Origin of the sequence: Streptomyces sp. I05A-00742, from assembly GCF_013055795.1 — a bacterium.
Classification (GTDB): Bacteria; Actinomycetota; Actinomycetes; order Streptomycetales; family Streptomycetaceae; genus Streptomyces.
On record NZ_JABETO010000018.1, the window covers coordinates 1 to 26,342 of the forward strand.

Here is a 26,342-nt window from a genome sequence, read left to right on the forward strand (position 1 = left end):
CTCGGCCGGGCGCACCGCGAGCTGGGCGACGACGCGGCGGCGCGCCCGCTGCTCGCGCGGGCCCGCGACGCGGCCCTGACGTGCGGGGCGACCGGGCTGTGGCGCTCCCTGGCCCCCGCCGCCCGCCCGGCTGCTGGGGACGACGTGCTCACGGGTGCGGAGCACCGGGTGGCGTCCCTTGCGGCGCGGGGCCTGTCCAACCGGGAGGTGGCCGCCGAGCTGTCCATCGCGGTGAGCACCGTCGAACAGCACCTCACGCGGATCTACCGCAAGTACCGGATCAAGCACCGCCGCCAGCTGCGCGACCGAATGGCACCGACGGGCGCCTGACCCCTGCCGGTCCCCGTCCGGGCACAAAGAAACGGGCCCGCACATCCGAAGATGTGCGGGCCCGCTCAGACCTGCAAGTAAGAGGACTTACTTGTTGATCTTGGTGACCTGGCCGGCGCCGACGGTGCGGCCGCCCTCACGGATGGTGAAGCGCAGGCCCTCCTCCATCGCGACAGGCTGGATCAGGGAGACGGACATCTCGGCGTTGTCGCCGGGCATGACCATCTCCGTGCCCTCCTTGAGGGTCACAACACCGGTCACGTCAGTCGTACGGAAGTAGAACTGCGGACGGTAGTTGTTGAAGAACGGGGTGTGGCGGCCGCCCTCGTCCTTGGAGAGGATGTACGCCGTGGCCTCGAACTCGGTGTGCGGGGTGACCGAACCCGGCTTGATGATGCACTGGCCGCGCTCGACGTCCTCGCGCTTGATGCCACGGAGGAGCAGACCGACGTTCTCACCGGCCTGGCCCTCGTCGAGCAGCTTGCGGAACATCTCGATGCCGGTGACCGTGGTGGTGGTCTTCTCGGTCTTGATGCCGATGATGTCCACGGTCTCGTTGACCTTGAGGACACCGCGCTCGATACGACCGGTGACGACGGTGCCACGACCAGTGATCGTGAAGACGTCCTCGATCGGCATCAGGAACGGCTTGTCGACGTCGCGCTCGGGCTGCGGGATCGACTCGTCGACGGCGTTCATGAGGTTCATGACCGACTCGCCCCACTCGGCGTCGCCCTCGAGCGCCTTCAGCGCCGAGACCTTGACGACCGGAGCGTCGTCGCCCGGGAACTCGTACTCGTTGAGGAGCTCACGGACCTCGAGCTCGACGAGCTCCAGGATCTCCTCGTCGTCCACCATGTCGGCCTTGTTCAGGGCGACAACGATGTACGGCACGCCGGACTGGCGGGCCAGGAGCACGTGCTCCTTGGTCTGCGGCATCGGACCGTCGGTCGCGGCGACCACGAGGATCGCGCCGTCCATCTGGGCGGCACCGGTGATCATGTTCTTGATGTAGTCCGCGTGACCCGGGCAGTCAACGTGGGCGTAGTGACGCGACTCGGTCTGGTACTCGACGTGCGCGATGGAAATGGTGATACCGCGCTGCCGCTCCTCAGGCGCCTTGTCGATCTGGTCGAACGGCGTGAAGGGGTTCAGCTCCGGGTGAGCGTCGTGCAGCACCTTGGTGATCGCCGCGGTAAGAGTGGTCTTACCGTGGTCGACGTGACCGATGGTGCCGATGTTGACGTGCGGCTTAGTCCGCTCGAACTTCGCCTTCGCCACTGGGGTCCTCCTGGGAGTGGTTCTGTACGCCTTACGTTACGGCGCCAGGGATCTTTGCTGGGGTGCCGCCCGGCGGGGCACCCGCCGCGTGCCGGGGGGATCCGGGGAAACCGGTTCCTCACGATTCGCGGCGGTATGCCCCGACGGTCGGTGTCAAGCCTAAGGCGTCAGCCCCGTCTGTGGAGACGGGAGCCGGTTACTCGCCCTTGGCCTTCGCGATGATCTCCTCGGCGACGTTCCGCGGAACCTCGGCGTAGGAGTCGAACTGCATCGAGTAGCTTGCGCGACCCGACGTCTTGCTGCGGAGGTCTCCGACGTAGCCGAACATCTCCGACAGCGGAACCAGGCCCTTGACGAGCTTGGCGCCGTGACGGTCCTCCATGGCCTGGATCTGGCCACGGCGGGAGTTGATGTCACCGATCACATCGCCCATGTAGTCCTCAGGGGTGGTGACCTCGACGGACATCATCGGCTCGAGCAGAGCCGGCGACGCCTTGCGGGCACCCTCCTTGAACGCCATGGAACCGGCGATCTTGAAGGCGAGCTCGGACGAGTCGACGTCGTGGAAGGCACCGTCGAGCAGCGTCACCTTGACGCCGGTCAGCGGGTAGCCGGCCAGCACGCCGAACTCCATGGCCTCCTGGCAGCCCGCGTCCACCGACGGGATGTACTCCCGCGGGATGCGGCCACCGGTGACCTTGTTCTCGAACTCGTAGCCGTCGCCCTCAAGAGGCGCGATCGCGATCTGAACCTTCGCGAACTGACCGGAACCACCGGTCTGCTTCTTGTGGGTGTAGTCGATGCGCTCGACGGCCTTGCGGATCGTCTCGCGGTACGCGACCTGCGGCTTGCCGACGTTGGCCTCGACCTTGAACTCACGCTTCATACGGTCGACCAGCACGTCGAGGTGCAGCTCGCCCATACCCGCGATGATGGTCTGGCCCGTCTCCTCGTCCGTGTGGACCTGGAAGGACGGGTCCTCCTCGGCCAGGCGCTGGATGGCGACACCCAGCTTCTCCTGGTCGCCCTTGGACTTGGGCTCGATCGCGACCTGGATGACCGGCGCCGGGAAGTCCATGGACTCCAGGATCACCGGGTTCGCGGAGTCGCAGAGGGTCTCACCGGTGGTGGTCTGCTTCAGACCCATGACGGCGACGATGTCACCGGCACCCACCGACTCGATCTCCTCACGCTTGTTCGCGTGCATCCGGTAGATCTTGCCGATGCGCTCCTTCTTGCCCTTGACGGAGTTCTGCACCTGGGTGCCCGCCGTCATACGGCCCGAGTAGACCCGGACGAAGGTGAGCTTGCCGAGGTGCGGGTCGCTCATGATCTTGAAGGCAAGGCCCGCGAACGGCTCGTCGTCGGACGGCTTGCGCTTGACGACCTCGTCGGGGTTGTTGACGGCGTGGCCCTCGACAGCCTCGATGTCCAGCGGCGACGGCAGGTAGCGCACGACCGCGTCGAGCAGGGGCTGAACGCCCTTGTTCTTGAACGCGGTGCCACAGAACACCGGGGTGACGGTGACGGAGTCGCCGCCGCCCTTCGACGCGAGCGTGATGCGGCGGATGGCCGCCATCAGCTGCTCCTGGGTGGGCTCCTGGCCCTCCAGGAAGAGCTCCATCATCTCTTCGTCGTTCTCGGCGACGCCCTCGAGGAGCTTGCCGCGCCATTCCTCGGCAGCCTCGATGTGGGTGTCCGGGATGTCGACGACGTCGTACATCTCGCCCTTGGCGGCCTCGGCGGACCAGACCAGAGCCTTCATCTGGACGAGGTCGACCACGCCCTTGAAGTCGGCCTCGGCACCGATCGGCAGCTGCATGACCAGCGGAACCGCGCCCAGGCGGTCGACGATCATGTCGACGCAGCGGTGGAACTCGGCACCGGTACGGTCCAGCTTGTTGACGAAGCAGATACGCGGCACGCCGTAGCGGTCCGCCTGACGCCAAACGGTCTCGGACTGCGGCTCAACACCGGCGACGCCGTCGAACACCGTCACGGCACCGTCGAGGACGCGCAGCGAGCGCTCCACCTCGACCGTGAAGTCGACGTGGCCCGGGGTGTCGATGATGTTGATGGTGTGGTCGACATTGTCCAGCGGCCAGTGGCAGGTCGTCGCGGCAGACGTGATCGTGATGCCGCGCTCCTGCTCCTGCTCCATCCAGTCCATCGTGGCAGCGCCGTCGTGGACTTCACCGATCTTGTACGAAACACCGGTGTAGAACAGGATCCGCTCGGTGGTGGTCGTCTTGCCCGCGTCGATGTGGGCCATGATCCCGATGTTGCGGACCTTGGCCAGGTCAAGCGAAGTGGTGGCCATATGGCTCAGTCTTCTCTCGGTTCTCGATGGGGGTAGCGACTACCAGCGGTAGTGCGCGAAGGCCTTGTTGGACTCGGCCATCTTGTGCGTGTCCTCGCGCTTCTTGACGGAAGCGCCGAGGCCGTTCGAGGCGTCCAGCAGCTCGTTCATGAGGCGCTCGGTCATGGTCTTCTCGCGACGGGCGCGGGAGTAGCCGACCAGCCAGCGCAGCGCCAGGGTGGAGGCGCGGCCCGGACGGACCTCGACCGGCACCTGGTAGGTCGCGCCACCGACACGGCGGGACTTGACCTCAAGGGCCGGCTTGACGTTCTCGAGGGCGCGCTTGAGGGTGATGACCGGGTCGTTACCGGTCTTCTCGCGCAGACCCTCCATGGCGCCGTAGACGATGCGCTCGGCGGTGGAGCGCTTGCCGTGCAGCAGGATCTTGTTGATCAGGGACGTGACCAGAGGAGAGCCGTAGACCGGGTCGATGATGACCGGGCGCTTCGGGGCGGGGCCCTTACGAGGCATTCTTACTTCTCCTTCTTGGCGCCGTAGCGGCTGCGAGCCTGCTTGCGGTTCTTGACGCCCTGGGTGTCGAGCGAGCCACGGATGATCTTGTAGCGAACGCCCGGCAGGTCCTTCACACGGCCGCCGCGCACGAGCACGATCGAGTGCTCCTGCAGGTTGTGGCCCTCACCCGGAATGTAAGCGGTGACCTCGATGCCGCTGGTCAGACGCACACGCGCGACCTTACGCAGGGCCGAGTTCGGCTTCTTCGGGGTGGTCGTGAAAACACGCGTGCAGACGCCACGACGCTGGGGCGAACCCTCGAGTGCGGGCGTCTTGTTCTTCTCGACCTTGTCCTGCCGGCCCTTTCGGACCAGCTGCTGGATCGTAGGCACCGTTTCTCCGGTTTCTGTGTGCCGATCACGATAAAACTAACCTGGGACTACGCTCCGACCCACGCGGTCGGGTGTGTCGGAGGCTGCACACCCCCGCCCGACGGCGGTTCGGCGCAGATTTCCGGTGTCTTTGAACCGTTCGGGACCATCGAGGACCGTTCAGGCCCGGCCTCTCATGCGGTTTGAAGGCACGCACAAGAGCCCAGGGACACCCCAGGCACAAGGTCAGAGCGTACCTACCGCATGGGCTGCGGTCAAAACAAATGCACACGCGGAGGACGTACCGGTGTGTGATGTATGTCCGGATTCTACGAGGCGGTGGGCGGGGGCGGTGCCCACCGGTGAGAGGTGAGAAGCGACGCGCGCCCGACGGGAGGTCACGTCGCGCCCGACGGTACGAGGTCACGTCGCGGCCGGGATGACCGACGGCGGGCCGCTCCCGCCCGGCCCGCCCGCTCACCGCCCCCCGGAGGCTCCGCGCCGTCCGCCCTCCGCGCGCTTGGCGGCGACCCCGCTCACGGCCAGGATCATCTCCGTCATCTCCACGAACTGGCGTCGATGACTGCCGGGGATGCCCAGCAGCACGGCGGCCTCCTCGGGGGTCAGCCGGTCGGATCCCTCGACCGCCACGCCCCCGCGGACGGCCCCCGGGAGCGGCAGCTCCGCCTCGGTCGCCCGGCCCGACCTGACCAGCACGTCACGGAGGCTCACCCCGAGGACGCGCGCCAGCCCGCGCATGGTGTCCAGGTCGGGCATGCTCTGCCGCTGCAACAGCCGGGTGACGGCGGCGCGGTGCACCCCCGCGTCCTCGGCCAGCCGGGTCCGGCCGCCGCCGCGCGGACTGTCGATGTCGTACCCCCGTTCGCGCATGAGGCCCTCGACCCAGCCCGCGAACTGCTCCAACTCCGAAGTTCTGCTTCCCATAACACACTCCCTCCGCACCGCAGACCCTACCGGGCGTTCGCGCACGCAAGGTGTGGGTTGACCAGGTCCGGTAACACCCTGGGGAGAAATGGTGGATGTCTGGTGACGAGAATGTGTTGCGCGCTCGCACGCACGGTCGATACGGTGCGTGGCGAGAAAGCAACAGAGGGCTGATCCGGCCCCCTGGGCACCGCCCGTACCCTGCGCCCGGAGCACCACTCCGTTCCGGGCGTCCCCTGCTCGTCCGCACCCGCAGGAGCCCTCATGACCGACAGCCCCAGCCGCCCCCGGAGCGCCGCTGTATGGCTGGGCATCCTTCTCCGCCAGTTCCCCGAACTGAGCCAGGAGCTCGCCCCGAGCCGCACCGCCGCTCCCTCCCCGACCGGCCGTGCCACTCGTTCCGCCCCCGGTACCGCCATCCGGCTGTTCGTCTCCGACACCATCCGCGACATCACCGACGGTGTGATCGAGCTGGAGGAAGCGGTCTGCGAGAAACTCCGCACCCCGCGACCGCGACGCGGCACGGTGGAGCAGCGGCTCACCAGGCTCATCGGCCTGCTGGACCGCGCCTCCGCCGACCCCGTCCTGGCGGAGCACATCCGCGCCGAGGCCCGCCGTATGGCCCGGCGCTGCTCGCTCGCCCTCGGCGAGGCCGAGGCGCCGGTCCGCGTCCGCGGCCGCTGCGAGCACTGCGGCTCGGTCTCCCTCCGGGTCTTCCCGCAGCGCGAGGCGGTGCTCTGCGTCAACCCCGGCTGCCGGTGCGGGAACGCCTCCTGCGCCTGCCGCACGGACGCCGGGCACCGGCACTCCTGGGCCCGCGCCGAGTGGCTGGACCCGGCCGAAGCGCCCGCCGCCGAGGAACTCGGGGGCACCCGCTGATGACGCCGCTGCTCCCGGCCTCCGACACCCTGGTCACCACGGCCATGGCCGCACGCGAGGCGGCCGTGACGCCGGACGCCGTCCGCAAGTGGGTCCAGCTGGGGCGCCTGGCGCCGGCCGGCCGCCGGGGCCGGGCCAACCTCTTCCGGCTGGAGGACGTCTTCGCGGCGGAACGCGCCACACGCCGCCCGCGCGAACTGCGCACCCTCGCCTGACGTCCGGCGGTGGGTCCGGCCCCGGGCGGGGCCGGACCCACCGCCCTTCGCCTCAGTCCTCGGCCTGGTGGATCCGGAGCACCCGGGCCGTCACGGGACCTCCCTGCTGCCCGTCCGCGGCGCCCACCGCCTCCTGCCACCCGCTGACGAACCCGCTCACCTCGGCAGCCTCCACCGCCCCTTCCGCCACCTTCTGCACGACCGCGGCCAGCGCCCGTCCGACGTCGGGCGTGTAGTACCCCGAGTGCCCCGATTCGGCCGCCACCTCCAGCGTTGCCGCCACGACGTCCACGAGCCTGTCGCTGTGCGCACTCATGCCACCCCCAGGTGCTGTCCGCCCATTCACATGCCCCCCGTGACACCTCCTGCGCCTCTACGGCGAGACGTTGGGAAGCGCGTTCGATCGCCGCGTGCACGATCGTCCATAACCTAACGCCTCCCTCTGACGCCCTGTCGGACCGAAGACCGTGCGCACACACCTCCTGACCTGCTCAACGTCCCGCCGTAGGATCGCGTCCACGGGGATGGTGAGCGGGACGGGGCACCGGAGGCGGAGAGACGCATGTGGGGGCGGGCCACGGGACGGCGGCGCAAGAACCGCGACGACGGGGAAGAGGCGGCGAAAGCCGCCCACCGACAGGCCGTGCTGACGGAGGCCCTCCGCGCCGCCGACGCCGCGCACGTGGTGCGGGGCGAGATCTTCGACCGGCTGAACGAGGCGCGCGCCGCGCTGGAAGGACTGCTCGACCGCGGGGACGGACTGCCCGCCCTCTCGATACGGGAAGCCATCGAGACCGGCCGCGCGGTGTGGGACGGGCACGCCGCGACCACGGCCTTCTACGCCGAGGCACGTTCCTCGTACCCGGACATCGACGCGGGCCATGCCTCGTCACGTCAACTGGCCGGCGTGGTACGGAGCCTGGAGAAATACGCCAGGGAATCCGACAAGGCCGTCAAGAGCCTGGAGGACCTCCTGGAGAACTACCAGGACCTGTACCGCACCCTGCTGACCCTCGGCTCCACCCTCGCCCCCATCCGCGCCCGCACCCACGCCGCCCTGACCGCCGCCACCCGTGACCTCGCCTGGGCACCCCCGGCAACCCCCGGCCGCTACGCCCTGGAAGCCCGCCTCCACGCCCTCGCGGACCACCTGCACGCGCTGGACGCGGGCCGGGTGGCGGTCGACAACGTCCACGAGACCCCTGACCTGTACCGCGAGACGGAAGCGGCGATCGCGGCCATCCGCGACGAGGTACCGCGCCTCTGACCGCTAGGCGTGTACGCGGGCCCGCACGACCAGCCGGTGCAACGCCTCGAAGACAGCCGGCTCCGGCCCCTCCGGCAACCGGGATGCGGCCTGCGCCGCGTCCAGCTCCCCGTGCAACGCCTCCACATCGACGCGCAACCTCTCCCCGTCCACGATCCCGCCGACCGCCCCGTGCTCGGCCACCGCCTTCGCCGAGATCAGCTCCGGCACGTACCCCGGCGCCTCCACCAGCTCAAGCAGGCTGGGCAGATGCGCGACGACCTCACCGCTGCGCATGAGATGAATGCCCGTGAGCAGCACCCGCAGGGTGTACAGCAGCGGCTTGAGCTCCTGCCGCTTGCCGAAGAGCCGCCACTGGGTGCCCGCGAAGCCCCGGTAGTGATGGGCGTGGTTGCTCGTGAGCACACCGGGCGCGAGGGCTGCCAGTTCGGCATGGACGTCGGTCGTGCGCACGACGAGCGGCGAGAGCAGCTGCTCGATCACGTACCCGTTCCTGCGCAGCATCAGCCGCGCGAACTTCCGCAGATCATGCGTGACGAGATCCATCTCCACCCCATCCCGCTCCCCCATCCGCGTCAGCGTCTCCTCCCCCTCCCGCAACCCGACCAGCTCCTCCACCGGCAGCAGATGCACCCCCCGCAGATCCACATCCGAATCCCGCGACGGGAACCCGTACAGGTGCGCCCCCGACACGGTCGCGAAGACGAGCGGATGCGTCTGCTGCGCGAGCACGGGGGACAGGTCGACGTCCGGCAGGCCGGCTTCTTGGAGGGGGGTCGGGGACGGGGAGTGGGGGTGTATCGCGTCGGCACTCATGACGGACAGTGTCGCAACTGCGGGGGGTGGGGGGTGGGCGGCAACGGTGGGCGGTTTACGTGGCGGGTGCGCCGCCGACCACCGGCATCGTCGTTGCGCGCGCGGAGAAGACGCGGCCTGCGGATGCGGAAGGGGCGGGGCCGGATGTCGACTGCCGCATGTCGTGTTGGAACGGCAACGATGGGCGGTTTACGTGGCGGGTGCTCCGCCGACCGCCGCTTTCGTCGTTGCGCGCGCTGAAACGACGCGGCCTGCGGATGCGGAAGGGGCGGGGCCGGATGTCGGCTGCCGGATGTCGTGTTGAAGCGGCAACGGTGGGCGGTTTACGTGGCGGGTGCTCCGCCGACCGCCGCTTTCGTCGTTGCGCGCGCTGAAACGACGCGGCCTGCGGATGCGGAAGGGGCGGGGCCGGATGTCGGCTGCCGGATGTCGTGTTGGAGCGGCAACGGTGGGCGGTTTACGTGGCGGGTGCTTCGCCGACCGCTGGCATCGTCGTTGCGCGCGCCGAAAGGACGCGGCCTGCGGAAGGGGCGAGGCCGGATGTCGACTGCCGCATGTCGTGTTGGAACGGCAACGATGGGCGGTTTACATGGCGGGTGCGCCGCCGACCACCGGCATCGTCGTTGCGCGCGCCCAAAGGCGGCCGGCTACGTGACCGGGGCGTCTGCGGACAGCCGTGCGGAGTGCGGATACGGGCGCAGGGGCGGGATGCGTGGTGGTCCGATCGTCAACAGTGGTGGATCCCGGCGGGGCAAATCGGGCAAACAGCCGTTCAGGGCGCCCACAGCCACCGGTTTCCACTCAGCCCGTCGCATCGGATGCCCCGCCGACGCCCCACCCAGCCTGTCCGGCGTTTGAGGACAGCCGTGCGGAGCGCGGCTTCGGGAGCGCGGGCTGCCACCCCCACCCAGCCCGCCCGGCACCTGAGGACAACCGCCCGAAGCACGGCTTCAGGGACGTGAGGCCATCACCCCCACCCAGCCCGCCCAGCACTTGAGGACAACCGCCCGAAGCACGGCTTCAGGGGGCGCGGGGCCGCCACCCCCACCCAGCCCGTCCGGCGTTTGAGGACAACCGCGCGGAGCGCGGTTTCGGGGGGAGCGGGGGCCCGCCCCCACAAGAAACGGTGAAAGGGCGGGACCGGGGCACACCCAACAGCAGAGCCACCCGAAACCTGCACCGCCGGACGTCACCCGCCCGATCCCACCACTGTTCAAGCCCGAACCACCTCACAGGCACCCCACGTCGAACAGAGCACCAGACACCTCACCCCCGGCCACGCAACCAGCCGTTTCCGGTAGCCCGCGACAACGAGAGGGCCGGACGGCAGAGCACCCGCCACGTGAGCCCACCGCTGCCGCACCCCCACTCCAGGAGGCCAACGTCCGGGCCCGGCCCCCTCCCTGCAGCCAGCGCCCTTTCAGCGCACGCAACGACGAAGCCGACGGTCGGCAGAGCACCCGCCATGTAAACCGCCCAGGGATGCCGCTCCCCACTCAACCCCGCAGGTTCGCGACGAACGCGCCCCACGCGGGGACCGGTATCAGGAGAGCGGGCCCATGCGGACGCTTGGAGTCCCGGACGGGAACAACACCGGGCATGTTGTCGGCAACCTCCAGGCAGCTGTCCCCACCTTGTCCGTTGCCCGGACCACTGAACGTGCTCTTCCGCCACACCACTGCACTCATGTCAGGCGTCCTCTTCATGCGCGTACTCCTCTGCCACTGACTGGATCAACGACAAGGACGCGTCCGGTGACAGCGCGTTCGCCCTCGCCAAGGTCATAGATCTGCTCGCACCGGCTCACCGTGGCCGGGTCATCCAACAGGTTGCCGGTGTGAACCGCTTCGGTGTAAGCCACCGGCGGGGCGTCCTGGAACGTCATAAGACTGAGTGCCCCGCCCAGCGCATGGGCACCCATGCCGAAGGGCAGCACCTGCACTCCGATCCTGCGCCTCCGTGCCAGCGAGGCCACGTGGAGGAGCTGCTCGCTCATCACCGAGGCTCCACCGACCCGCCTTCGGATGACGCTCTCGTCGAGAATGACCCACAACAGAGGGGCTGTTGGATGCCCAAGGATCCGTGACCGTTCCAGCCTGGCTGCCACCCAGGACTCGATCTCGTCCTCGGGCGCGAACGGGAATCCGCCCAAAAAGACGGCCCGCGCGTAGGCCGCCGTCTGGAGGAGCCCCGGCACGAAGGTGGACGCGTACTCGCGAATCCCCGTGGCCAGGCCTTCCAGGTAGACCGCTTCCGCGAAGTAGTCGGCGTACGGTGAGCTCCGGATCAGCTCCTCGCACAGGCGCTTGAAGAATCCGTCGGACCCCAAGCAAGCGTCGATCCGCTCCGCGATCTCGGGCTGTGGCCGCCGGACTGCCGTCTCGAACTGCCCGATGTACGACCCGGAACAGAACACCTTGTTCCCCAGCTCCTGCTGGGTGAGCCCTGCGGCTTCCCGGCGGCGCTTCAACTCGCTACCGAAGAACCCCCAGCCGAGCAGCTGACCGGACTTCCTCGCGGAAGCAGCATTGGCCATTGATTAACTCCCCTTGATTACAACGCCGTTGTGGCGCCCGGACCGCTTCCGAGCCTAACCACACCACCCCACCCTGGAACCCGAATCCGCACGCACAACCCGAAGGGAACCTTCCCGTGACGTACCGCGAAGGCGCCTACGTGGTGGACACCCGTAGCGCGAAGCTCGCACAGGTCATGGCCCGCGTGGGCCCCCGCGTCTACGTGAGACCGCCCGGCGGCGGCCGGGAGTGGGAGGCGCCACCGGAGGCGCTGCGCCTGGCGACGCGGGACGAGCAGATGGCGGCGGGCATCGGCCGGAGGACTCGATGAGCGGGGACGGCTACCGCCACAGCACCCACACCACCACCGGACGGCTGGTCCGGACCTGCGCCCACCGCGACGGTTGGGCAACCGCCGGCGGCGGGGTGCGGCGCTGCGTGTCCTGCGGGGTGGAGCGCTACGGCTCGTACGGGGCGTTGCGGCTGCCGGAGGACGAGGGCGGGCTCGGCGGGCGGACGGGAACGGAGCGGGCGGTCGCGGCGGCGACGGCCGTGGCGGTGCTGGGGACGCGGTTCCTGGAGGCACGAGCCAGGCTGCTCCGGAGGCGGCCGTACGCCTGGACGGCGGCGGCGTGAGCGCGCTCGCACACCCGGCCGCGTCCGGAGCCCGCCCCGGCGCCGTGCTCGTCATACCGTGGCGGACGCCGTACAGCACACAGGAGGCCCGGGTGACGCTCACGGTGTCGGCCGACGGCAGGACGGCGGAGGGCCGCTTCTCACCAGGACCCGAGCGGCGGACCGCGCGGCCGGGCAGCGGCCCGACGTCGCCGACCGTGGACGTCGCCGCGGAGGGCGACGTGTCCACGACGGCGCTCACGGAGGCCGAGTTCTGCCGCGAGGCGAACGGCTTCAGCCCGGTCGAGTTCGCCCTGGGCGTCCGGCTCCGGGACTGCCGGCAGGCGGCCGCGCCCCGGCAGGGCTACGGCAGGGCGGTGTGGTTCCAGGGGCTGGACGACGACCCGTCCTGGGCCTGCGTCCTGTTCCGGTCCGAGCCGCACCTGACGACGCTGGTCTGGCAGGGCGGCCCGCGCCGCCTGTGGGACGAGGCGGAGGCCGCGTACCGCTGGTGGGTGGGGCAGGGCGAGCCGCCACCCGGACGCTTCGGGGTGACGGTGGACGGAGCCGACGGCCGGGTCTGGCTGGACGACCCGGACAGCGTGATCAGAAGGCTGTAGCGCGCGAGCGCGAAAGTTGTTGTTGCGCGTTCGCGCGAAGTCGTTCACAATAGATGCAGCGGCGGAGCTGTGCCCGGGAAACCGGGCCACGGCATCCGCCGCTTCGCGTTGAGCGGGACGGCGCACACGCCGCCCCTCCCTTCCTCCCTCCGCACGGCGCGCGTCGCGCCGTCCCGTTCGCGCACCCTCCCCCGAAAAGGAGCCCCCATGTGATGGACGCCCCGATCTCGTTCCCCGATGTGGAACGCCTCATCGTCGACAACCTGAAGCTCCGCTCCGAACTGGCCGGGGCGATCGTCGACAACCGCCCGCCCGCCGGCTTCGACGGCACACAGAAAGCGGTGCTGGTCTCCCGGACCGGCGGCGCCTGGGTCGACGACCTGCACCTCGACCAGCCGCTCGTCGAGCTGGAGGTGTACGGGCCGGACAAGACGGCGGCCCACGCACTCTCGCTGCTGGTCCGCACCGCGCTGCTCCAACTGCGCGGCACCGTCTACGGGAAGACGGTCGTCGCCGACGTCGTCGAGACCGAGGCGGTGCGCTGGTTCCCGGACTTCAACCGCCCGGGCGCGAACCGCTACCGCACGACGGTGTGGTTCTCGCTCCGCCCCGCCTGATCCACCGACCGCCTCTTCACCCGGGCCCCGCCGACGACGGCGGGGCCTTTCCCGTCACCTCACCAAGGAGAACCCATGCCCGGAATGAACCCGAGCGAGATCCGCGTGGCCGGCACCGGCCGCATCCTCGTCGCCAAGGCCGGCACCGACGGCCCTGCCGACACCACCGTCGAATGGGGGCCCGCCTGGCGGGACCTGGGCTACACCAGCACGGACGGCGTGAAGTTCAGCCGCAAGGGCAAGACGGCGAACGTCGACACCTGGCAGTCCCTGACCCCGGTCCGGACCATCTACACCGACCGCGAACTGACCCTCAAGTTCGGCATGCTCCAGCTCAACGAGGACACCCTGCCGTTCTTCTTCGGCGAGGGCGAGACCGCCGAGACCGCCCCGAACTCGGGCATCTTCAAGTACGAGCTCCAGACCGAGCGGACGGAGGACGAGCGTGCGCTCGGCCTCGAATTCAACGACGGCGCCGAGATCCGCTACCGCTTCGTCATCCCGCGCGGCCTGGTGACGACCAACGACGACCTGGACTTCAACCGCAAGGGCGCGGTGAAGCTGGGCGTCACCTTCACGGCCCTCGCCCCGAAGCCCGGTGCGGCGCTGGCGACGTGGCTGATGAAGGACAAGGCGTACGCGGTAGCCCCGCCGAAGTAGAACCCACTCGCACCACCTGAACCAGGCGCCGCCCCACTTCCCTCCGCACCGGGGCGGCGCCGCCCCCTGAACTTCCCTTTGGCAAAGGAGCAATCACCATGCCCGCATTCGACGTCAACGCCGCCCGCGCCCAGCGCCTGGAGGCACAGGGCAGCGCCTGGTCCTTCACCCTCGACAGCGACACCTTCGAACTTCCCACCGAGATCAACCACCGCACGGCCCGCGCCCTGCGCGACCTCGACGACAACGACGTCGACGGCCTGCTGGGTCTCCTCATGGGCGAGAAGCAGTTCAAGCGCTTCGCGTCGCACGACGTCACCATGCAGGACATCGCCGCGATCCTGGAGGCATACGGCAAGGAGACCGGGCTCGGCCTGGGGGAAGACTGAGCCTCGACGCGTTCGTAGAAGAACACGCCGAGGCACTCGAAGCCGACCTCCTGCGGCACTACGGCGTGGACGTCCTGGACTGGCACCGCGGCACACTCTCCTCCCGCCGCCTCACAGTGCTCGTCAAGCACCTCCCACGCGACAGCGCGGTCAACCGCGACCTCCACGGCGAAGCCACGGACTGGGGACCGGCCGAACACCTCCTCGCCGCAGCGGTGGACCACCTGGCCGTCGCCAACTGGATGACGGCCACCCTCCACAGCGACGAGGACACGGAACCGCTGGAGTACCCGGAGCCGGTACCGCGACCGGGCAGCAACACCTTGGACACGGAGGAACGCCCCGAGGAAGCCCCCTCTTACATGTCTGGGGACATCGCCGATAAAGACCGGCTAGCCGCATTTTTCGCGTGATATTGACCGAGCAGCTCGCGGCTCCACCGCACCCTTCAGCCTCATAGCCAGATAGCCAAGAAGTATAGATTTATCACCACGACCAGGGCAATCCCTCCCCACAAGGGAAGTCCGGCCTGAGATTTCACCGAAAGCTCCCGCACGGTGCGCGCCCGCCGGTTCGGCGCTTGAGGGTCGTAGAGCAGATCGACAATTTCACCGGTCTCGGCTATACGCCGCCCCCGAAGGGCTGTGCGGTAGGTCGCTTGAATTCCATCTGATGTGACGAAGTCAAACCGTTCAGAAACCCGGCTTTCGGACCAGTAGCAGTCCACGCATTCCGCCTCTGCCTTCACACCCACCCGCCTCAGCCTCCGCGCCACAAGCAGTGGCCTTATGCCGAACGGCCAAATCAGCGCCCCGAACAGAACGGTCATGATGAATACGTAAAAGATCCATCCCGCATTCCCTCCGAACCAGCTCATGGAACCCTCCGTTGAGACGGTCGACGCCTGCACCCGCAGCCGCAGCTTACACAGTCTCGCCGGGAGCCGCCCAGGCTGATATCTGTGCACGAAACAGACGATAAGGAAGGTGAATGTTCGCCATGGGCGACAGCGTGTACACCGACAGGAATAACAGCGACCTCCTCCCCAATCAACTCTGGTTCAAGGCCGACTACGACCACTTGAAGAAAAAGGTCAACGACATCGCCGTGACCGTCAACGGCATCAGCGTCGGCTGGGACACGGCGAAGGCAAGCGGCGGCATTTGGGCAGGCGGCCTGACTGCCGTCAAGACGGATTTCACCGGATTCAAGGTGGACGAAAAGGGAGCATCTCTTTTCGGTATCCAGCTGAAGACCTGGTCTTGGGCCCGGGACGACAAACTGAACTCTGCCTTCACGGAAAAGAGAATTCAAAAACTCGAGAATGAGATCGAGGCACAATACGATCCAGCCCGAGATGCTGCGCGCACCGCAAACAGGACCAGAGGGGACAGCAAGGCGGAGAAGATAGCCCGCACAAAACTGGAGGATCTCGAGAAGGCGCGCCTGAAACTAGCCAACCTGTACCAAGATCTTGAGAAATACGAGAAAAACATAAAGAACAAGAGCGAGGCGACCAGGAATCGCATGGAAGACGCCAGCGAAAACCTACAGGCCATAAAAACCAGGATTGAGGCTTTGGAGGGCTCGACAAGGAAGGTCAGCAATGCCATCGGACAGTAACGAATCAGTCCGGAACAATCCACCCGGCGAATGAGCTGAACAATGACACTGGTCCGATCCTTTCAGAGCGGCACCCGAAACGCACAGATATTCAAAACCGCGATCGACGGCACCGGCAAATCCGCCCAAAGGCTCAGCAATCACACCGGCGCCCTCAACACCGGCATGGGCAAGGTCAAGACCTCCGCCCAGCAGGCCGGCCGCGAAGTCAAGAACCTGAAAGGCGGTGCCGACGCCACCGCCAAGGCGATCGGCAAGGTCGGCAAGGAGTCCACCAAGGCAGCGCCCGGGCTGGACAAGGCCGGCGGAAGCATGAAGAAGGCCGCGAAGAATACCGACGGCCTCAACCGGTCGATGAAGAAGAACTTCATCGCCCAACTGGTGAGCCTCTTCCAGCCGTTGATAGAGAAGGTCGTCGACATGGCCTCCAAGTCGACGACCATGCGGCGGATCATGAAGAAGGCCTTCGAGGTCATCGGCAAGGCCGTCGACCAGGCGTCGAAGATCATCGGTCCGCTGATGAAGGGCCTCGGCAGCCTGATGTCGCTGGTCTGGGGCGGGATCAAGAAGGCGGTCCTGCCGATCGCTCTCTGGTTCATGACCGACCTGCCGGCCGCGTTCGGTGCCGTGAAGAAAGCGCTGCACGCGGCCTGGGACGCGCTCCCGGAGTCGGTCAAGACCATCTTCCGGGCGATCGGCTCGGCGGTGAAGGACCCCATCAACTCCCTGATCGGGATGATCAACACCCTCATCACCTCCCTCAACGGCATCCACGTCACCGTCCCGAGCTGGATCCCGCACTTCGGCGGCAAGGGCTTCACCATCAACGTCCCGCCGATCCCCAAGCTCGCCGAGGGCGGCATCGTCACCCCGCGCAGCGGCGGCGTGCCGGCCGTCGTCGCGGAGGCGGGCGAGGCCGAGGCCGTGCTGCCGCTGTCGCGGCTGGACCGGCTGCTGACCCGTACGGCCGTGGCGGCAAGGCTCTCGGCGGCCGGCGGCTCCCCCGCCGACGGCGGGTTCCGCATCGAGAACTACTACGCGACGCAGGCCGACGACCCCCGGGACACCGCCATGGCGCTGATGTTCCTCGCCAAGGCCCGCGGTTGAGGAGGCCCGCATGGCGGCAGCAGCACTCACCGGTCCGGTCCGGAACCCGCTCGCCGGAACCGCGGGCCCCCTCGCCGCCTTCTCGGCCGGCATCGGCCGACTCACCGGAGCGGTACGCGGCTCCCTGACCGGCGTCCGCGCGGCCACCCGGTTCCTCACCCGGCTGGCCGCCGCCACGAGCCGGTCCGGAACGGCGTCGAAGCAGCTCGGGACGGCCGCGTCCACCGCGGGCCCGGCCCTGACGAAGGCCGGCAAGGAGGCGTCCGGCGCGGCCAAGGGCCTGGACCGGCAGCGCGACGCCCGCCGCCGGGTGAACCGGCAGCTGGCCGGGCTGCCCGGCAAGGCGCGCGGTCTCGGCGGGTCTCTCGGCGGCATCGGCGGCGCCGCGGGGAAGGCCGGCGGCGTCATCGGCACGGCGGGAACCTCGATCGGGATCCTGGACAAGGTCATGCAGGCGGTCAACCTGGTGATGAAGGGCAGCCCCTGGACCCTCCTGGCCGGCCTGCTCCTGCCGATCGCCACCGAACTGATCACCTTCGCCCTGGAGTCGGAGACCGGGCGAAGGATCATGGAAGACGTCTTCTCCCAGGTGGGAGAGATATTCGTGACCGCCACGGCGGCGATCATCCCCCCGGTGCGCGAATACCTGACCGCCGTCCAGAGGATCTGGACCGGGCTCAAGAGGTTCGTCGAGCCGGTCCGCGCGTTCCTCGAGGGCGACTTCTCCGGCGGCTTCCGCAGCCTCGGCGAGGCCCTGCTGACCACCCTCGGCGGCTTCGCCGATCTCATCAGGGCCGGCTTCCACCTGGTCGCCGGTGTGGTCGCGGCTCCGATCAACGCGCTGATCAGTTTCGCCAACGCGATCATCAACGCGCTCAACACCATCCCCTTCGTCGACCTGCCCCGCATCCCGCAGCTCGCCCGGGGCGGCATCGTCGCTCCGCGCGGCGGCGGGGTCCCCGTGCTCCTCGCGGAGGCCGGCGAGGCGGAGGCCGTCCTGCCGCTCTCGAAACTCGACCGGCTGCTGGCGGCGACCGCGGAAGCGGCCCGCGCCGGCACCACCCGGCGGGCGGGCGGTCCTGACCTGCGCGACTACCGCGAACCCGCGAACCGCAGCGCGTACGGCATCGCCGAGGACCTGCTGTTCCTGGCCCGGACACGGACCGGAACCCCGTGACGCACCGGAACCCGGCAACGTACCCCGAGCCCACCCACGCACCGGAACCCGACGACGCACCCGAAGCCCCACCCCCACACACCGGACCTCAGCCAGCTACCGGAAGGTGAAGGCCGACCTCCCATGTCCCCGACACTCATGCCACCAACGTTCCCGGACACCACCGAGCACTCCCCCGGCTCACTGATCACCCGCGACGGGCAGATCCAGTGGGCCGGACTGTTGATGGGCCCCGGAACCGACTACCAGATCGCCGACTCCGGACTCACCGGCTGGGCCGACCTCCCCGGCCTGGACAGCGGCGACGTCCTCCGTCCCGACCAGCACGGCGCCTGGCCCGGCAGCCAGTGGGCCCAGGCGCGTACGGTCACCGCGCCCGTCTGGCTCCTCCCCGACCAGCCCGAACGGGCCGCGGAGGTCACGCGGGCGTTCAGCGCCGCGACCGGCGTGCGCGCCGGCGAACAGTGGCTGGCCGTCCGCCTGCACGGCGAGACGCTGGCCTGCCGGGCCCGGGTCGCCCAGCGCGTCGTGCCGCAGGACCGGATGTACGTCACCCGGGGCGCCGCGAAGGCGACCGTGCAGTGGATCTGCGCCGACCCGCGCCGGTACTCCCTCCACGAGCGGACCGCCGTCACCGGCCTCCCCACACCGGACGGCGGCCTGTCCTGGGGACAGGACGGGAACCGGGCCGCCGGACAGGGGCTCACCTGGCCGCTCGACTGGGGCAAGCCCGGCGCCACCGGCCTGCTGACCCTGCTCAACGAGGGCGACGCGCCGACGGGCCCCGTCGTCGAGTTCCGCGGGCAGGTGAGCCGGCCGTCCCTGACCCGGCTCGGCGACGGGCTGCGGATCGAGTACGACGTCACGCTCGCGCCGTCCGACGTCCTGACCGTCGACACCTTCGCGGGCACGGTCCTGCTCAACGGCAGTTCGTCGCGCCTGCACACCGCCACCCCGTCGTCCGCCCCCGAGCAGTTGTTCCAACTGCCGTCCGGGGAGAGCACGTTCGCTTTCCGGGCAAGCCCCGACGCGCCGGGCGCGGGTGCCACGGCCACCGTCACCTGGCGCGGCGCCCACTGGTGAGCCGGTGCTTCCCCCGTCCCTTCCGTCACCACCCACCCAGGAGAACGACATGAACCTCGGCAGCGCGTGGCTGCTCAACTCCACCAACGGCGAGGGCGGGCAGTCCCGCCTCGACACCCGGCTCGCCCCGCTGGGCGCGATGGCCGCGGCCGGCCCGCTGGCCTCCCGGCCCGGCGTGCTGCCCGGCTCGGCCGACGGCCGCGAGATCGTCACCGGCCTCGCCGTCGCAACCGACGGCACCGGCATGAGCACCCGGGTCGGCCCCGGGCGCGCGGTCGTCCAGGGTGCCGCCGCCGCGGGCGCCTACCCGGTCCACCTCCCCGAGCCCGCCGGTATCACCTTCGCCGACGGCGACCCCGGCAACCCGCGCGTCGACCTCGTCGTCGTCCGGATCTACGACGACCAGCAGGACGCCTCCGGCAAGACCGGCGCGTTCATCGAGATCGTGCCCGGCGTCCCGGGGGCGAAGGCTGTCGCTCCCCCGGTCCCCCCGGCGTCCCTGGCCCTGGCCGAGGTGACGGTGAAGACCGGCGCCTCGGCCGGTACCGGCGGCCTCGACTGGCGGACCGGCGCCGTCCGGGACCGCCGGCAGGCCACCGTCGCGGCCGGCGGCATCATCCCCGCCGACCGGGGTCCCGGCTTCAACGGCGCGTACCCCGGCCAGTACCGCGACAACGGCACCGGGCTCCAGCGCTGGAACGGCAAGGAGTGGCAGGACCTGCGGCCGACGTGGCAGTCGTACACCCCGCAGTGGGGCGCCGAGATCGGGGACCAGCCCAAGCTGGGAAACGGCAGGGTGACCGGCCGCTACCTCAAGGAGGGACCCCAGGTCCAGTTCTACGCCGCGCTCTACATCGACACGACGACCAACTGGGGCACCGCCAAGAACAGCAACTGGTACCTCACGCTGCCGTTCGCCCCGTCCCTGGCCATGCCCGGCACCTTCCGGGCGCGCACCGGCCCGAACGGCGGTGCCTACTACTTCGGCGGGTGCCACCTCTTCAGGACCAGCCCCGGCCAGCGGATCCAAGGTCTGCCCGCGGGCACGGGCATCGCCCGCAGCTGGTCCTGCCCCGCTCCGGACGGCAAGGCCACCGGCGACTGGGTGGACGCCACCCACCCCGCCACTCCCCAGCCCGGCTCCTGGTACGAGGTCTGGGGCACCTACGAGGTCGACGCATGACGGGCCTGACGCCCCCCGCGGACATCACCTACCGCGCCCTCTTCTGCGACCTCCTCACCGACCGCGTCGTCGACGCGCTGCCGCTCACGGACGTCGAGTTCGATGACTTCATCGGCAAGCCGGGGCAGCTCCGTGCGACCGTCCCGCTGCCCGACGAGGCCCTCGCCCGCCGGGCGCGCGCCGCGCTGCGAACGGGCCGCACCGCGGTCTGGCTGGAGCGCGGCTCCGAGATCTGGTGGGGCGGAATCCTGTGGACCTGCACCGCGGAGGGGGACGAGCGCGGCCGGCTCCGCGTCCAGATCCAGGCGGGGACCTTCGACTCGTACTTCGAACACCGCATCCTGGCCTCCAGCTACATCTTCAAGAAGCGCGACCGCTTCCACATCGTCCGGGAACTCCTCCAGCACGCCCAGTCCCAGCCCGGCGGCGACATCGGGCTCACATTCGGCGACGAGCAGTCGAAAGCCGTGCTGGACGAACGTGTCTACGCCTACACCGACCTGGCCCGCATCCGGGAGCTGATCGACGGGCTCGCCGCGCTGGACAACGGCTTCGAGTGGCGGATCCAGTGCTACCGGCACCCGGAGACCGGCGAGCGGGTCAAACGCCTGCAGCTCGGCCACCCCAAGATCCTCACCCGCGCCGCGGACATCGTCCTCGACCGGCCCGGGCAGCTGCTCACCTACAGCCTGCCCGTGGACTCGACCGTCCAGGCCAACGTCTGGGTGGCACGCGGCGAGTCCGCCAACCGCGACCAGGCCTCGGACTCCCTCCCCGAGGTGTCCGAAACCCAGATCGCCGAGGAGCTCGACGCCGGCTGGCCGCGGCTGGAGGGCACGTCGGACCACAGCGGTGTCTCCGACAAGAAGTTGCTCACCAGCGCGGCCGTGGCCGAACTGAACCGGGCCCGGCAGCCGCAGGCCATCCCCGAGGCCACCTTCCGGCTGGACGGCCGGATCACCCCCGTCCTCATCGGCGGCACGGTCCGGCTGCGCATCCGCGACGGCTGGCACGCGGAGACCCCCGACCGGCGCTTCCGCGTCGTCGGGCTGACGGTGACGCCCCCCGACCGGGGCAAGGCCGAGACGGCCCGGCTCTACCTGGAGGCGATGTAAGTGGCCGCGATCCCCCTCGATCTGCTCGACCGCATCCGCTCCCTGGAACGCCAGGTGCGCGCCCTCATGGGCAGCGCCAACACCCGCCCGGCCATGGACCGCGTCAAGGGCGGCAACGTCGTGATCAGCGACGGCGGGCAGCTGGCGGTCCGCGACAGCGAGGGCGAGAAGGGTGCCGAGCTGCTCTACATCGGCAAGAGTCCGGAGGTCTTCCCCAACCGCCCCGACGGCACGGGCCAGAGCGGCTTCATGCTCCGTCGCGACGACGGGTCGGTGGCGATGGCGGTGCGCACCGACGCGCCCGACATCGAGCCGCGCCAGTCGGTGAAGATCTTCGACGGCAGGAGCAACGCCATCGTCGCGGACGACACCGGGGGCGAGGGCCTGGCCAGGCCCTATCTGGCGTACCCACTGCCGGTCCCGGTGAACACCGGGCGCTGGGAGACGACCTCCTCGGCCGAGTGGACGACGCTCCACAGCAGCACCGGCATCGTCCAGCACCCCGCGCTGCGCTGCCTGATCCTCACCACGGAGGGCGGCGAGGCCCAACTGCTCGTGAACGGCGTCCCGGTGGGCCCCGCCGGCACGGGACCGCTGGAGTTCACGGCACCCGTCGGGCTGCCCTTCGACACCCACGTCACGTTCGAGGTGCAGGCCCGCGTCACCACTCCCGGCGCGACGGTCGGCTGCTCCCCACGCGCCCTGTACGGCGTCAAGTCCTGACCGATTCCCCCTACTTCGGGAGGCACAACCGTGTTGCCCAACGGCATCCCCACAGTGACCGTCACCGCCCGCTACCTCACCCCGGACGGCCTGCCGCTGAGCGGCACCGTCACCTTCCGGGCCCCGACCCTGCTGACCCACACCGGCAGCGACACCATCCTGGGCGGCCCGATCGTGGCTCCCCTGGACCCGGAAGGCCGCCTCAAGGCCGTCCTGCCCGCCACCGACACCCCCGGCATGAACCCTGCCAAGTGGACGTACACCGTCGTCGAGCAGCTGGCCGGGATACCGGTCAACCGCAGCTACGACATCGCCCTCCCCTCCGCGCAGAAGACGGTGGACCTCGCCGACCTCGCCCCCGTCGACCCGGAGGCACCGCACTACGTCGCCGTGCCCGGCCCGCCCGGCCCGGCTGGCGCCCCAGGCCCGGCGGGCCCGGCCGGCGCGCCGGGCCTGATCCAGTCCGTCAACGGCAAGAGCGCCGCGGCCGTCACGCTCGGCGCCGCCGACGTCCAGGCCGTGCCCACCGCGACGGTCGGTCAGGCGGGCGGAGTCGCCACCCTCGACGCCTCCGGCAAGGTCCCCACCGCCCAGCTGCCCCCGGGCGCGGTCGCCCCCGTGTCATCGGTCAACGGCAAGAAGGGCGAGGTGACCCTCGTCGCCTCGGACGTCCGCGCCCTCGACCAGGCGGCGGCCGACCTGCGGTACGTCCAGCAGTCGGCGGCCGTGCTGTCGGTGAACGGCAGGACGGGCGCCGTCAGCCTGGACGCGACGATGCTGGGCGCGGCGGCGGCCGGCTCGGTGGTCGCCCTGACCGGCGACCAGACGGTCTCCGGCACCAAGACGTTCACCAACGTCCCCACGGCGAAGGCCGACCCGACGTCCGGCGACCACCTGGTCCGCAAGAGCTATGTCGACGCGCTCGGCACGCCGGGCACCTGGGGGCCGACGGACCTGGGGTTCAAGGCGTGGACGTTCGACCCGGCGACGGCGTCGATGTCGACGACGATCCCCAACGACAAGGCCTACGCCTCACCCCAGTACTGTCCGCCGGGCCAGGTCTATCTGATGGGCCTCATGCTCCGTGCCGCCACGGAAATCAACAACATCGTCTTCTACATCCACGGCTACGCCGGCAATACGCTCGCCGCCGCCTCGTACGCGGGCCTGTACGACGCGACGGGCAAGCGGGTGGCGGTGACCCCGTCCCTGAAGGACATCTTCCCCAAGGTTCTCGAAGGCACCACCGTCCCCCTCCCGTTGACCGCGCCGTATGTCGCACCGCCCGGCTGCTACTGGGTGGCGTTCGTCCTGAACGGGCCGGACAAGCCGAACAACGGCCCCGGCTTCGCCGTCGCGGCGAACTTCGGCAACCGCCCCTCCAGCGGCGCCCGCATGCCCGGCGCCTTTGTCCGTCACGCCCGCCTGCCGGTCACGGGCCAGACATCGTTGCCTACGTCGTTCAACCCGTCCACCGTCATCGACGACGCCAACGCCATCTGGGTCGCGCTCGCGTGACCCCGCCCACGGGCGTGCCCCGCACCGCGGTCGCGGTGCGGGGCACGCCCGTTCCCGTCCCACCGAGGAGCGATGCCTCATGGCAACCCCCCTGACCGCAGACCACCTCCTCACCGCTCTCCGCGCCGAGGGCGTCACCGTCGTCGAGGTAGGCGACTGGCGTACGCACAACCGCGACCACAAGGGCGCCTGGGGCCCGGTCAACGGCGTGGTCATCCACCACACCGCCTCCAGCGGCACCCGCGACTCCGTCGACCTCTGCTGGGACGGCTACGACGAGCTGCCCGGCCCGCTCTGCCACGGCGTGATCGACAAAGAAGGCACCGTTCACCTCATCGGCAACGGCCGCACCAACCACGCCGGCCTCGGCGACGGCGACGTACTGAACGCCGTCGTCCGCGAGTCCGCGCTCCCCCGCCCGACGGCGATGGACACCGACGGCAACGCCCGCTTCTACGGCTTCGAGTGCGTCAACGAGGGCGACGGCGAGGACCCCTGGCCGACCGCCCAACTGGAGGCCGTCGAGCGGGTGTCGGCGGCACTCTGCCGGGCGCACCACTGGACAGCCGCCTCCGTCATCGGCCACAAGGAGTGGACGAACGACAAAATCGATCCACTCGGCTTCGGCATGGACGACCTGCGCGCCCGTATCGCCAAGCGCCTGGGCTCCGCGCCGGAGAAGCCCGCCACGCCGTCCGGCGGCACCGCCCGGTACACCGTCCGCACCGGCGACACCCTCACCGGCATCGCCGAGGACCACGGCACCACCGTCCCCGAGCTGGCCTCGCTCAACCACCTCAAGGACCCGTACCTGCTCCACCCCGGCGACGAGCTCACGGTCCCCGCCGGCCCCACCGGCCACCAGCCGTTCCCCGGAGCGGCCTTCTTCCACTCCGCCCCGAACTCCCCCCTCGTCACCGCCATGGGCCGCCGCCTCGTCGAGGAGCGCTGCTCGGCCTACACGGACGGCCCGGGCCCCCGCTGGACCGACGCCGACCGCGAGTCCTACCGCCGCTGGCAGCGCAAACTCGGCTTCACCGGGGCCGACGCCGACGGCTGGCCCGGCACGTCGTCCTGGGACGCCCTCAAGGTCCCGCGCTCCTCCTGAAAGGCCATCGCATGAGCACCATCAAGGGCATCGACATCTCGTCCTACCAGTCCGCCGCCTACTCCACCTCCGGCCTCGACTTCGTCCTCGTCAAGGCCACCGAGGGCCGCTCCTACGTCAACCCCCGTATGGCGGACCAGGCCGCCCGCGCCCGCCGGGCCGGGCTCGTCCTCGGCTTCTACCACTTCCTGCACCCGGGGAACCTCGACGAGCAGGCGGCGTTCTTCGTCGAGCGCTGCGACTCCGCCGAGGGGGACATCCTCGCCGTCGACTGGGAGTCGACCGGCGGCGGCGTCGCGTCCTGCGCGGAGAAGGACGCCTTCCTCCGCAAGGTGAAGGCGCTGCGCCCCGGGCACCGCGTGATCCTGTACTGCAACCGCGACTTCTGGCTGAACCGCGACACCAGCGGTTACGCCGGGGACGGGCTGTGGATCGCCGCCTACGGGGCCGGGGCCGGGGCGCCCGGCGTACGGGCGGACTGGCTGATTCACCAGTACACCGACGATCCGGTCGACACCAACGTGGCCAGGTTCTCCTCCCGCGACGCGATGCGGGACTGGGCGCGGGGCGGTACGTCCCCGTCCGGACCCGGGCCGACGGGGTACGAGCCCTTCCCCTGCGCCGGCTTCTTCCGGGACGGCCCCGACTCCCCCGTCGTCACCGCCATGGGCCGGCGCCTCGTCGCCGAAGGCTGCTCGGCGTACGCCGAGGGCCCCGGCCCCCGCTGGAGCGATGCCGACCGCCGCTCCTACGCACAGTGGCAGCGGAAACTCGGCTACTCCGGCGCGGACGCCGACGGCTGGCCGGGGCGGGCGAGCTGGGAGGCACTGAAGGTGCCGCGCTCATGACCGACACCGCGAAGCGCACCCTGCGCACCGTTCTCCAGACGGCCGTGGCCCTCGCCGTCGCCCTCCCCGCGATCGTCGACGCCTCCGGAATCCCGGCCTCCCTCCCGTGGGCCGCCGGCGCCCTCGCCGTCGCCGGCGGACTCACCCGCGTCATGGCCCTGCCCTCCGTCCAGGCCCTCCTCCCCCACTGGCTCCGCACCGACCCCCCGGCCGCCGACCGGAGCGGCCCATGACCGCCGACCCGCCTCCGCCCACCGCCGTCGCCCTGGAGCTCGAACGCCTCCGCGGCACCATGGAGGCCGGTTTCGCCCGCGTCGACGGTGCTCTCGCCCTCGTCGTCCAGCGCAACGATCAGACGGATCGGCAGCTTGCGGATCACGAGGCGCGGCTTGATGCGCTGGAGCGGGGGCGGTGGCCGTTGGCGAGTGTGGCGGCGTTGGTGGGGTTGGCGGGGGTGGTTGTGGCGGTGGTGGAGGTGGTGGGGAGGTAGGGGGTGGGGGGTGGGGGGTGGGTGTGCCCCGGTC

General features: G+C 70.0%; 32 protein-coding genes and 1 pseudogene. 23 read left to right on the forward strand and 10 right to left on the reverse strand.

What is annotated here, in order from left to right:
• On the forward strand, positions 1 to 330 hold a 330-nt coding region (locus HN013_RS18275; protein ID WP_171167476.1), incomplete at its 5' end, for a helix-turn-helix transcriptional regulator.
• A gap of 87 nt (positions 331 to 417) precedes the next feature.
• Here the strand turns inward: HN013_RS18275 and tuf are convergent.
• The 5 genes from tuf to HN013_RS18300 all read right to left on the reverse strand — a co-directional run bounded on the left by tuf (position 418) and on the right by HN013_RS18300 (position 5,739).
• Positions 418 to 1,611 (reverse strand): elongation factor Tu, encoded by a 1,194-nt coding sequence (gene tuf, locus HN013_RS18280; protein WP_171167479.1) that lies wholly within the window; start codon positions 1,609 to 1,611, stop codon positions 418 to 420.
• 196 nt (positions 1,612 to 1,807) lie between these two features.
• A complete protein-coding gene (fusA, locus tag HN013_RS18285; RefSeq protein WP_171167481.1) occupies positions 1,808 to 3,931 on the reverse strand; it encodes an elongation factor G in 2,124 nt (707 codons plus the stop codon).
• 39 nt (positions 3,932 to 3,970) lie between these two features.
• Positions 3,971 to 4,441 carry a 30S ribosomal protein S7 gene (gene rpsG / locus HN013_RS18290; protein ID WP_004950419.1) on the reverse strand — a complete coding sequence of 157 codons (471 nt, stop codon included), beginning with the start codon at positions 4,439 to 4,441 and terminating at the stop codon, positions 3,971 to 3,973.
• Between the two features lie 2 nt (positions 4,442 to 4,443).
• Positions 4,444 to 4,815 (reverse strand): 30S ribosomal protein S12, encoded by a 372-nt coding sequence (rpsL, locus tag HN013_RS18295; RefSeq protein ID WP_003948652.1) that lies wholly within the window; start codon positions 4,813 to 4,815, stop codon positions 4,444 to 4,446.
• Positions 4,816 to 5,271: 456 nt separating this feature from the next.
• Entirely contained in the window at positions 5,272 to 5,739 is a 468-nt protein-coding gene (locus HN013_RS18300) for a helix-turn-helix transcriptional regulator (RefSeq protein WP_171167482.1), read from the reverse strand.
• Between the two features lie 264 nt (positions 5,740 to 6,003).
• Between HN013_RS18300 and HN013_RS18305 the strand changes: the two genes are divergently transcribed.
• Together HN013_RS18305 and HN013_RS18310 are read left to right on the forward strand one after the other, a co-directional pair.
• Positions 6,004 to 6,618, forward strand: coding sequence for a hypothetical protein (locus tag HN013_RS18305; protein WP_171167484.1), 615 nt, complete (start codon positions 6,004 to 6,006; stop codon positions 6,616 to 6,618).
• A complete protein-coding gene (locus HN013_RS18310; RefSeq protein ID WP_171167486.1) occupies positions 6,618 to 6,833 on the forward strand; it encodes a hypothetical protein in 216 nt (71 codons plus the stop codon). The genes HN013_RS18305 and HN013_RS18310 overlap by 1 nt, the downstream gene beginning before the upstream one ends.
• Positions 6,834 to 6,885: 52 nt before the next feature.
• On the opposite strand, the gene HN013_RS18315 is transcribed toward HN013_RS18310, so the two are convergent.
• Entirely contained in the window at positions 6,886 to 7,149 is a 264-nt protein-coding gene (locus tag HN013_RS18315) for a hypothetical protein (RefSeq protein WP_171167488.1), read from the reverse strand.
• 246 nt (positions 7,150 to 7,395) lie between these two features.
• Here HN013_RS18315 and HN013_RS18320 point away from each other — a divergent pair, with 246 nt between their 5' ends.
• Positions 7,396 to 8,100, forward strand: coding sequence for a hypothetical protein (locus HN013_RS18320; RefSeq protein WP_171167490.1), 705 nt, complete (start codon positions 7,396 to 7,398; stop codon positions 8,098 to 8,100).
• A 3-nt stretch (positions 8,101 to 8,103) separates the two neighbouring features.
• Here the strand turns inward: HN013_RS18320 and HN013_RS18325 are convergent, their stop codons facing one another.
• The 3 genes and pseudogenes from HN013_RS18325 to HN013_RS18335 all read right to left on the reverse strand — a co-directional run bounded on the left by HN013_RS18325 (position 8,104) and on the right by HN013_RS18335 (position 11,452).
• Complete coding sequence (locus tag HN013_RS18325; RefSeq protein WP_171167492.1) at positions 8,104 to 8,916, reverse strand: DNA polymerase beta superfamily protein; 813 nt, start codon at positions 8,914 to 8,916, stop codon at positions 8,104 to 8,106.
• A gap of 1,496 nt (positions 8,917 to 10,412) precedes the next feature.
• Complete coding sequence (locus HN013_RS18330) at positions 10,413 to 10,622, reverse strand: DUF397 domain-containing protein (RefSeq protein WP_171167494.1); 210 nt, start codon at positions 10,620 to 10,622, stop codon at positions 10,413 to 10,415.
• Positions 10,606 to 11,452 (reverse strand): annotated as a pseudogene (locus HN013_RS18335) (helix-turn-helix domain-containing protein). Before HN013_RS18335 ends, HN013_RS18330 begins: the two are co-directional and overlap by 17 nt.
• Positions 11,453 to 11,568: 116 nt before the next feature.
• Between HN013_RS18335 and HN013_RS18340 the strand changes: the two are divergent.
• From HN013_RS18340 to HN013_RS18370, 7 genes are all read left to right on the forward strand, one after another.
• A complete protein-coding gene (locus HN013_RS18340) occupies positions 11,569 to 11,763 on the forward strand; it encodes a hypothetical protein (protein WP_171167496.1) in 195 nt (64 codons plus the stop codon).
• Positions 11,760 to 12,068 (forward strand): DUF6255 family natural product biosynthesis protein, encoded by a 309-nt coding sequence (locus tag HN013_RS18345; RefSeq protein ID WP_171167497.1) that lies wholly within the window; start codon positions 11,760 to 11,762, stop codon positions 12,066 to 12,068. Before HN013_RS18340 ends, HN013_RS18345 begins: the two co-directional genes overlap by 4 nt.
• A complete protein-coding gene (locus HN013_RS18350) occupies positions 12,065 to 12,667 on the forward strand; it encodes a hypothetical protein (protein WP_171167500.1) in 603 nt (200 codons plus the stop codon). The genes HN013_RS18345 and HN013_RS18350 overlap by 4 nt, the downstream gene beginning before the upstream one ends.
• Positions 12,668 to 12,879: 212 nt before the next feature.
• Positions 12,880 to 13,284 (forward strand): hypothetical protein, encoded by a 405-nt coding sequence (locus tag HN013_RS18355; protein WP_171167502.1) that lies wholly within the window; start codon positions 12,880 to 12,882, stop codon positions 13,282 to 13,284.
• Between the two features lie 75 nt (positions 13,285 to 13,359).
• Positions 13,360 to 13,944 (forward strand): phage tail protein, encoded by a 585-nt coding sequence (locus tag HN013_RS18360; protein ID WP_171167504.1) that lies wholly within the window; start codon positions 13,360 to 13,362, stop codon positions 13,942 to 13,944.
• 98 nt (positions 13,945 to 14,042) lie between these two features.
• Positions 14,043 to 14,333 carry a hypothetical protein gene (locus tag HN013_RS18365; RefSeq protein ID WP_171167505.1) on the forward strand — a complete coding sequence of 97 codons (291 nt, stop codon included), beginning with the start codon at positions 14,043 to 14,045 and terminating at the stop codon, positions 14,331 to 14,333.
• A 65-nt stretch (positions 14,334 to 14,398) separates the two neighbouring features.
• Complete coding sequence (locus HN013_RS18370; protein ID WP_171167508.1) at positions 14,399 to 14,746, forward strand: hypothetical protein; 348 nt, start codon at positions 14,399 to 14,401, stop codon at positions 14,744 to 14,746.
• Positions 14,747 to 14,787: 41 nt separating this feature from the next.
• Here HN013_RS18370 and HN013_RS18375 read toward each other — a convergent pair whose 3' ends face one another.
• Entirely contained in the window at positions 14,788 to 15,210 is a 423-nt protein-coding gene (locus HN013_RS18375; protein ID WP_171167510.1) for a DUF3592 domain-containing protein, read from the reverse strand.
• A gap of 113 nt (positions 15,211 to 15,323) precedes the next feature.
• On the opposite strand from HN013_RS18375, the gene HN013_RS18380 reads away from it, so the two are divergent.
• The 12 genes from HN013_RS18380 to HN013_RS18435 all read left to right on the forward strand — a co-directional run bounded on the left by HN013_RS18380 (position 15,324) and on the right by HN013_RS18435 (position 26,308).
• Entirely contained in the window at positions 15,324 to 15,956 is a 633-nt protein-coding gene (locus tag HN013_RS18380) for a hypothetical protein (RefSeq protein ID WP_171167513.1), read from the forward strand.
• Between the two features lie 42 nt (positions 15,957 to 15,998).
• The gene (locus HN013_RS18385; protein WP_171167515.1) at positions 15,999 to 17,063 is read left to right on the forward strand and encodes a phage tail protein; all 1,065 of its coding nucleotides are present in this window, start codon (positions 15,999 to 16,001) and stop codon (positions 17,061 to 17,063) included.
• A 10-nt stretch (positions 17,064 to 17,073) separates the two neighbouring features.
• Positions 17,074 to 18,240 (forward strand): hypothetical protein, encoded by a 1,167-nt coding sequence (locus tag HN013_RS18390; RefSeq protein WP_171167516.1) that lies wholly within the window; start codon positions 17,074 to 17,076, stop codon positions 18,238 to 18,240.
• A 123-nt stretch (positions 18,241 to 18,363) separates the two neighbouring features.
• Complete coding sequence (locus HN013_RS18395; protein ID WP_249375136.1) at positions 18,364 to 19,323, forward strand: phage distal tail protein; 960 nt, start codon at positions 18,364 to 18,366, stop codon at positions 19,321 to 19,323.
• A gap of 49 nt (positions 19,324 to 19,372) precedes the next feature.
• Positions 19,373 to 20,506, forward strand: a complete 1,134-nt coding sequence (locus HN013_RS18400) for a hypothetical protein (RefSeq protein ID WP_171167519.1) — start codon at positions 19,373 to 19,375, stop codon at positions 20,504 to 20,506.
• Positions 20,503 to 21,621, forward strand: coding sequence for a hypothetical protein (locus tag HN013_RS18405; RefSeq protein ID WP_171167521.1), 1,119 nt, complete (start codon positions 20,503 to 20,505; stop codon positions 21,619 to 21,621). The genes HN013_RS18400 and HN013_RS18405 overlap by 4 nt, the downstream gene beginning before the upstream one ends.
• Positions 21,622 to 22,344: a hypothetical protein gene (locus tag HN013_RS18410; RefSeq protein ID WP_171167522.1), complete on the forward strand. Its 723-nt coding sequence runs from the start codon at positions 21,622 to 21,624 to the stop codon at positions 22,342 to 22,344. It begins immediately after the preceding gene.
• Between the two features lie 30 nt (positions 22,345 to 22,374).
• A complete protein-coding gene (locus HN013_RS18415; RefSeq protein WP_171167524.1) occupies positions 22,375 to 23,862 on the forward strand; it encodes a phage tail protein in 1,488 nt (495 codons plus the stop codon).
• A 79-nt stretch (positions 23,863 to 23,941) separates the two neighbouring features.
• The gene (locus HN013_RS18420) at positions 23,942 to 24,970 is read left to right on the forward strand and encodes a peptidoglycan-binding protein (RefSeq protein ID WP_171167526.1); all 1,029 of its coding nucleotides are present in this window, start codon (positions 23,942 to 23,944) and stop codon (positions 24,968 to 24,970) included.
• A gap of 11 nt (positions 24,971 to 24,981) precedes the next feature.
• Complete coding sequence (locus HN013_RS18425; protein ID WP_171167528.1) at positions 24,982 to 25,818, forward strand: GH25 family lysozyme; 837 nt, start codon at positions 24,982 to 24,984, stop codon at positions 25,816 to 25,818.
• On the forward strand, positions 25,815 to 26,051 hold the full coding sequence (locus HN013_RS18430; protein ID WP_171167530.1) for a hypothetical protein: 237 nt from the start codon (positions 25,815 to 25,817) through the stop codon (positions 26,049 to 26,051). The genes HN013_RS18425 and HN013_RS18430 overlap by 4 nt, the downstream gene beginning before the upstream one ends.
• Positions 26,048 to 26,308 carry a hypothetical protein gene (locus tag HN013_RS18435; RefSeq protein WP_171167532.1) on the forward strand — a complete coding sequence of 87 codons (261 nt, stop codon included), beginning with the start codon at positions 26,048 to 26,050 and terminating at the stop codon, positions 26,306 to 26,308. The genes HN013_RS18430 and HN013_RS18435 overlap by 4 nt, the downstream gene beginning before the upstream one ends.
• The last annotated feature ends 34 nt before the right edge of the window (positions 26,309 to 26,342 follow it).

Coding starts and splice junctions, on each gene's coding strand:
- HN013_RS18405 (WP_171167521.1), top strand. CDS start 20,503: ATGACGGGCCTGACGCCCCCCGCGGACATCACCTACCGCGCCCTCTTC.
- fusA (WP_171167481.1), bottom strand. CDS start 3,931: ATGGCCACCACTTCGCTTGACCTGGCCAAGGTCCGCAACATCGGGATC.
- HN013_RS18420 (WP_171167526.1), top strand. CDS start 23,942: ATGGCAACCCCCCTGACCGCAGACCACCTCCTCACCGCTCTCCGCGCC.
- HN013_RS18345 (WP_171167497.1), top strand. CDS start 11,760: ATGAGCGGGGACGGCTACCGCCACAGCACCCACACCACCACCGGACGG.
- HN013_RS18355 (WP_171167502.1), top strand. CDS start 12,880: ATGGACGCCCCGATCTCGTTCCCCGATGTGGAACGCCTCATCGTCGAC.
- HN013_RS18380 (WP_171167513.1), top strand. CDS start 15,324: ATGTTCGCCATGGGCGACAGCGTGTACACCGACAGGAATAACAGCGAC.
- HN013_RS18375 (WP_171167510.1), bottom strand. CDS start 15,210: ATGAGCTGGTTCGGAGGGAATGCGGGATGGATCTTTTACGTATTCATC.
- HN013_RS18315 (WP_171167488.1), bottom strand. CDS start 7,149: ATGAGTGCGCACAGCGACAGGCTCGTGGACGTCGTGGCGGCAACGCTG.
- HN013_RS18320 (WP_171167490.1), top strand. CDS start 7,396: ATGTGGGGGCGGGCCACGGGACGGCGGCGCAAGAACCGCGACGACGGG.
- HN013_RS18425 (WP_171167528.1), top strand. CDS start 24,982: ATGAGCACCATCAAGGGCATCGACATCTCGTCCTACCAGTCCGCCGCC.
- HN013_RS18305 (WP_171167484.1), top strand. CDS start 6,004: ATGACCGACAGCCCCAGCCGCCCCCGGAGCGCCGCTGTATGGCTGGGC.
- HN013_RS18390 (WP_171167516.1), top strand. CDS start 17,074: ATGGCGGCAGCAGCACTCACCGGTCCGGTCCGGAACCCGCTCGCCGGA.
- HN013_RS18365 (WP_171167505.1), top strand. CDS start 14,043: ATGCCCGCATTCGACGTCAACGCCGCCCGCGCCCAGCGCCTGGAGGCA.
- rpsG (WP_004950419.1), bottom strand. CDS start 4,441: ATGCCTCGTAAGGGCCCCGCCCCGAAGCGCCCGGTCATCATCGACCCG.
- HN013_RS18325 (WP_171167492.1), bottom strand. CDS start 8,916: ATGAGTGCCGACGCGATACACCCCCACTCCCCGTCCCCGACCCCCCTC.
- HN013_RS18330 (WP_171167494.1), bottom strand. CDS start 10,622: ATGAAGAGGACGCCTGACATGAGTGCAGTGGTGTGGCGGAAGAGCACG.
- HN013_RS18435 (WP_171167532.1), top strand. CDS start 26,048: ATGACCGCCGACCCGCCTCCGCCCACCGCCGTCGCCCTGGAGCTCGAA.
- HN013_RS18360 (WP_171167504.1), top strand. CDS start 13,360: ATGCCCGGAATGAACCCGAGCGAGATCCGCGTGGCCGGCACCGGCCGC.
- HN013_RS18400 (WP_171167519.1), top strand. CDS start 19,373: ATGAACCTCGGCAGCGCGTGGCTGCTCAACTCCACCAACGGCGAGGGC.
- HN013_RS18300 (WP_171167482.1), bottom strand. CDS start 5,739: ATGGGAAGCAGAACTTCGGAGTTGGAGCAGTTCGCGGGCTGGGTCGAG.
- HN013_RS18430 (WP_171167530.1), top strand. CDS start 25,815: ATGACCGACACCGCGAAGCGCACCCTGCGCACCGTTCTCCAGACGGCC.
- HN013_RS18385 (WP_171167515.1), top strand. CDS start 15,999: ATGACACTGGTCCGATCCTTTCAGAGCGGCACCCGAAACGCACAGATA.
- HN013_RS18310 (WP_171167486.1), top strand. CDS start 6,618: ATGACGCCGCTGCTCCCGGCCTCCGACACCCTGGTCACCACGGCCATG.
- HN013_RS18395 (WP_249375136.1), top strand. CDS start 18,364: ATGTCCCCGACACTCATGCCACCAACGTTCCCGGACACCACCGAGCAC.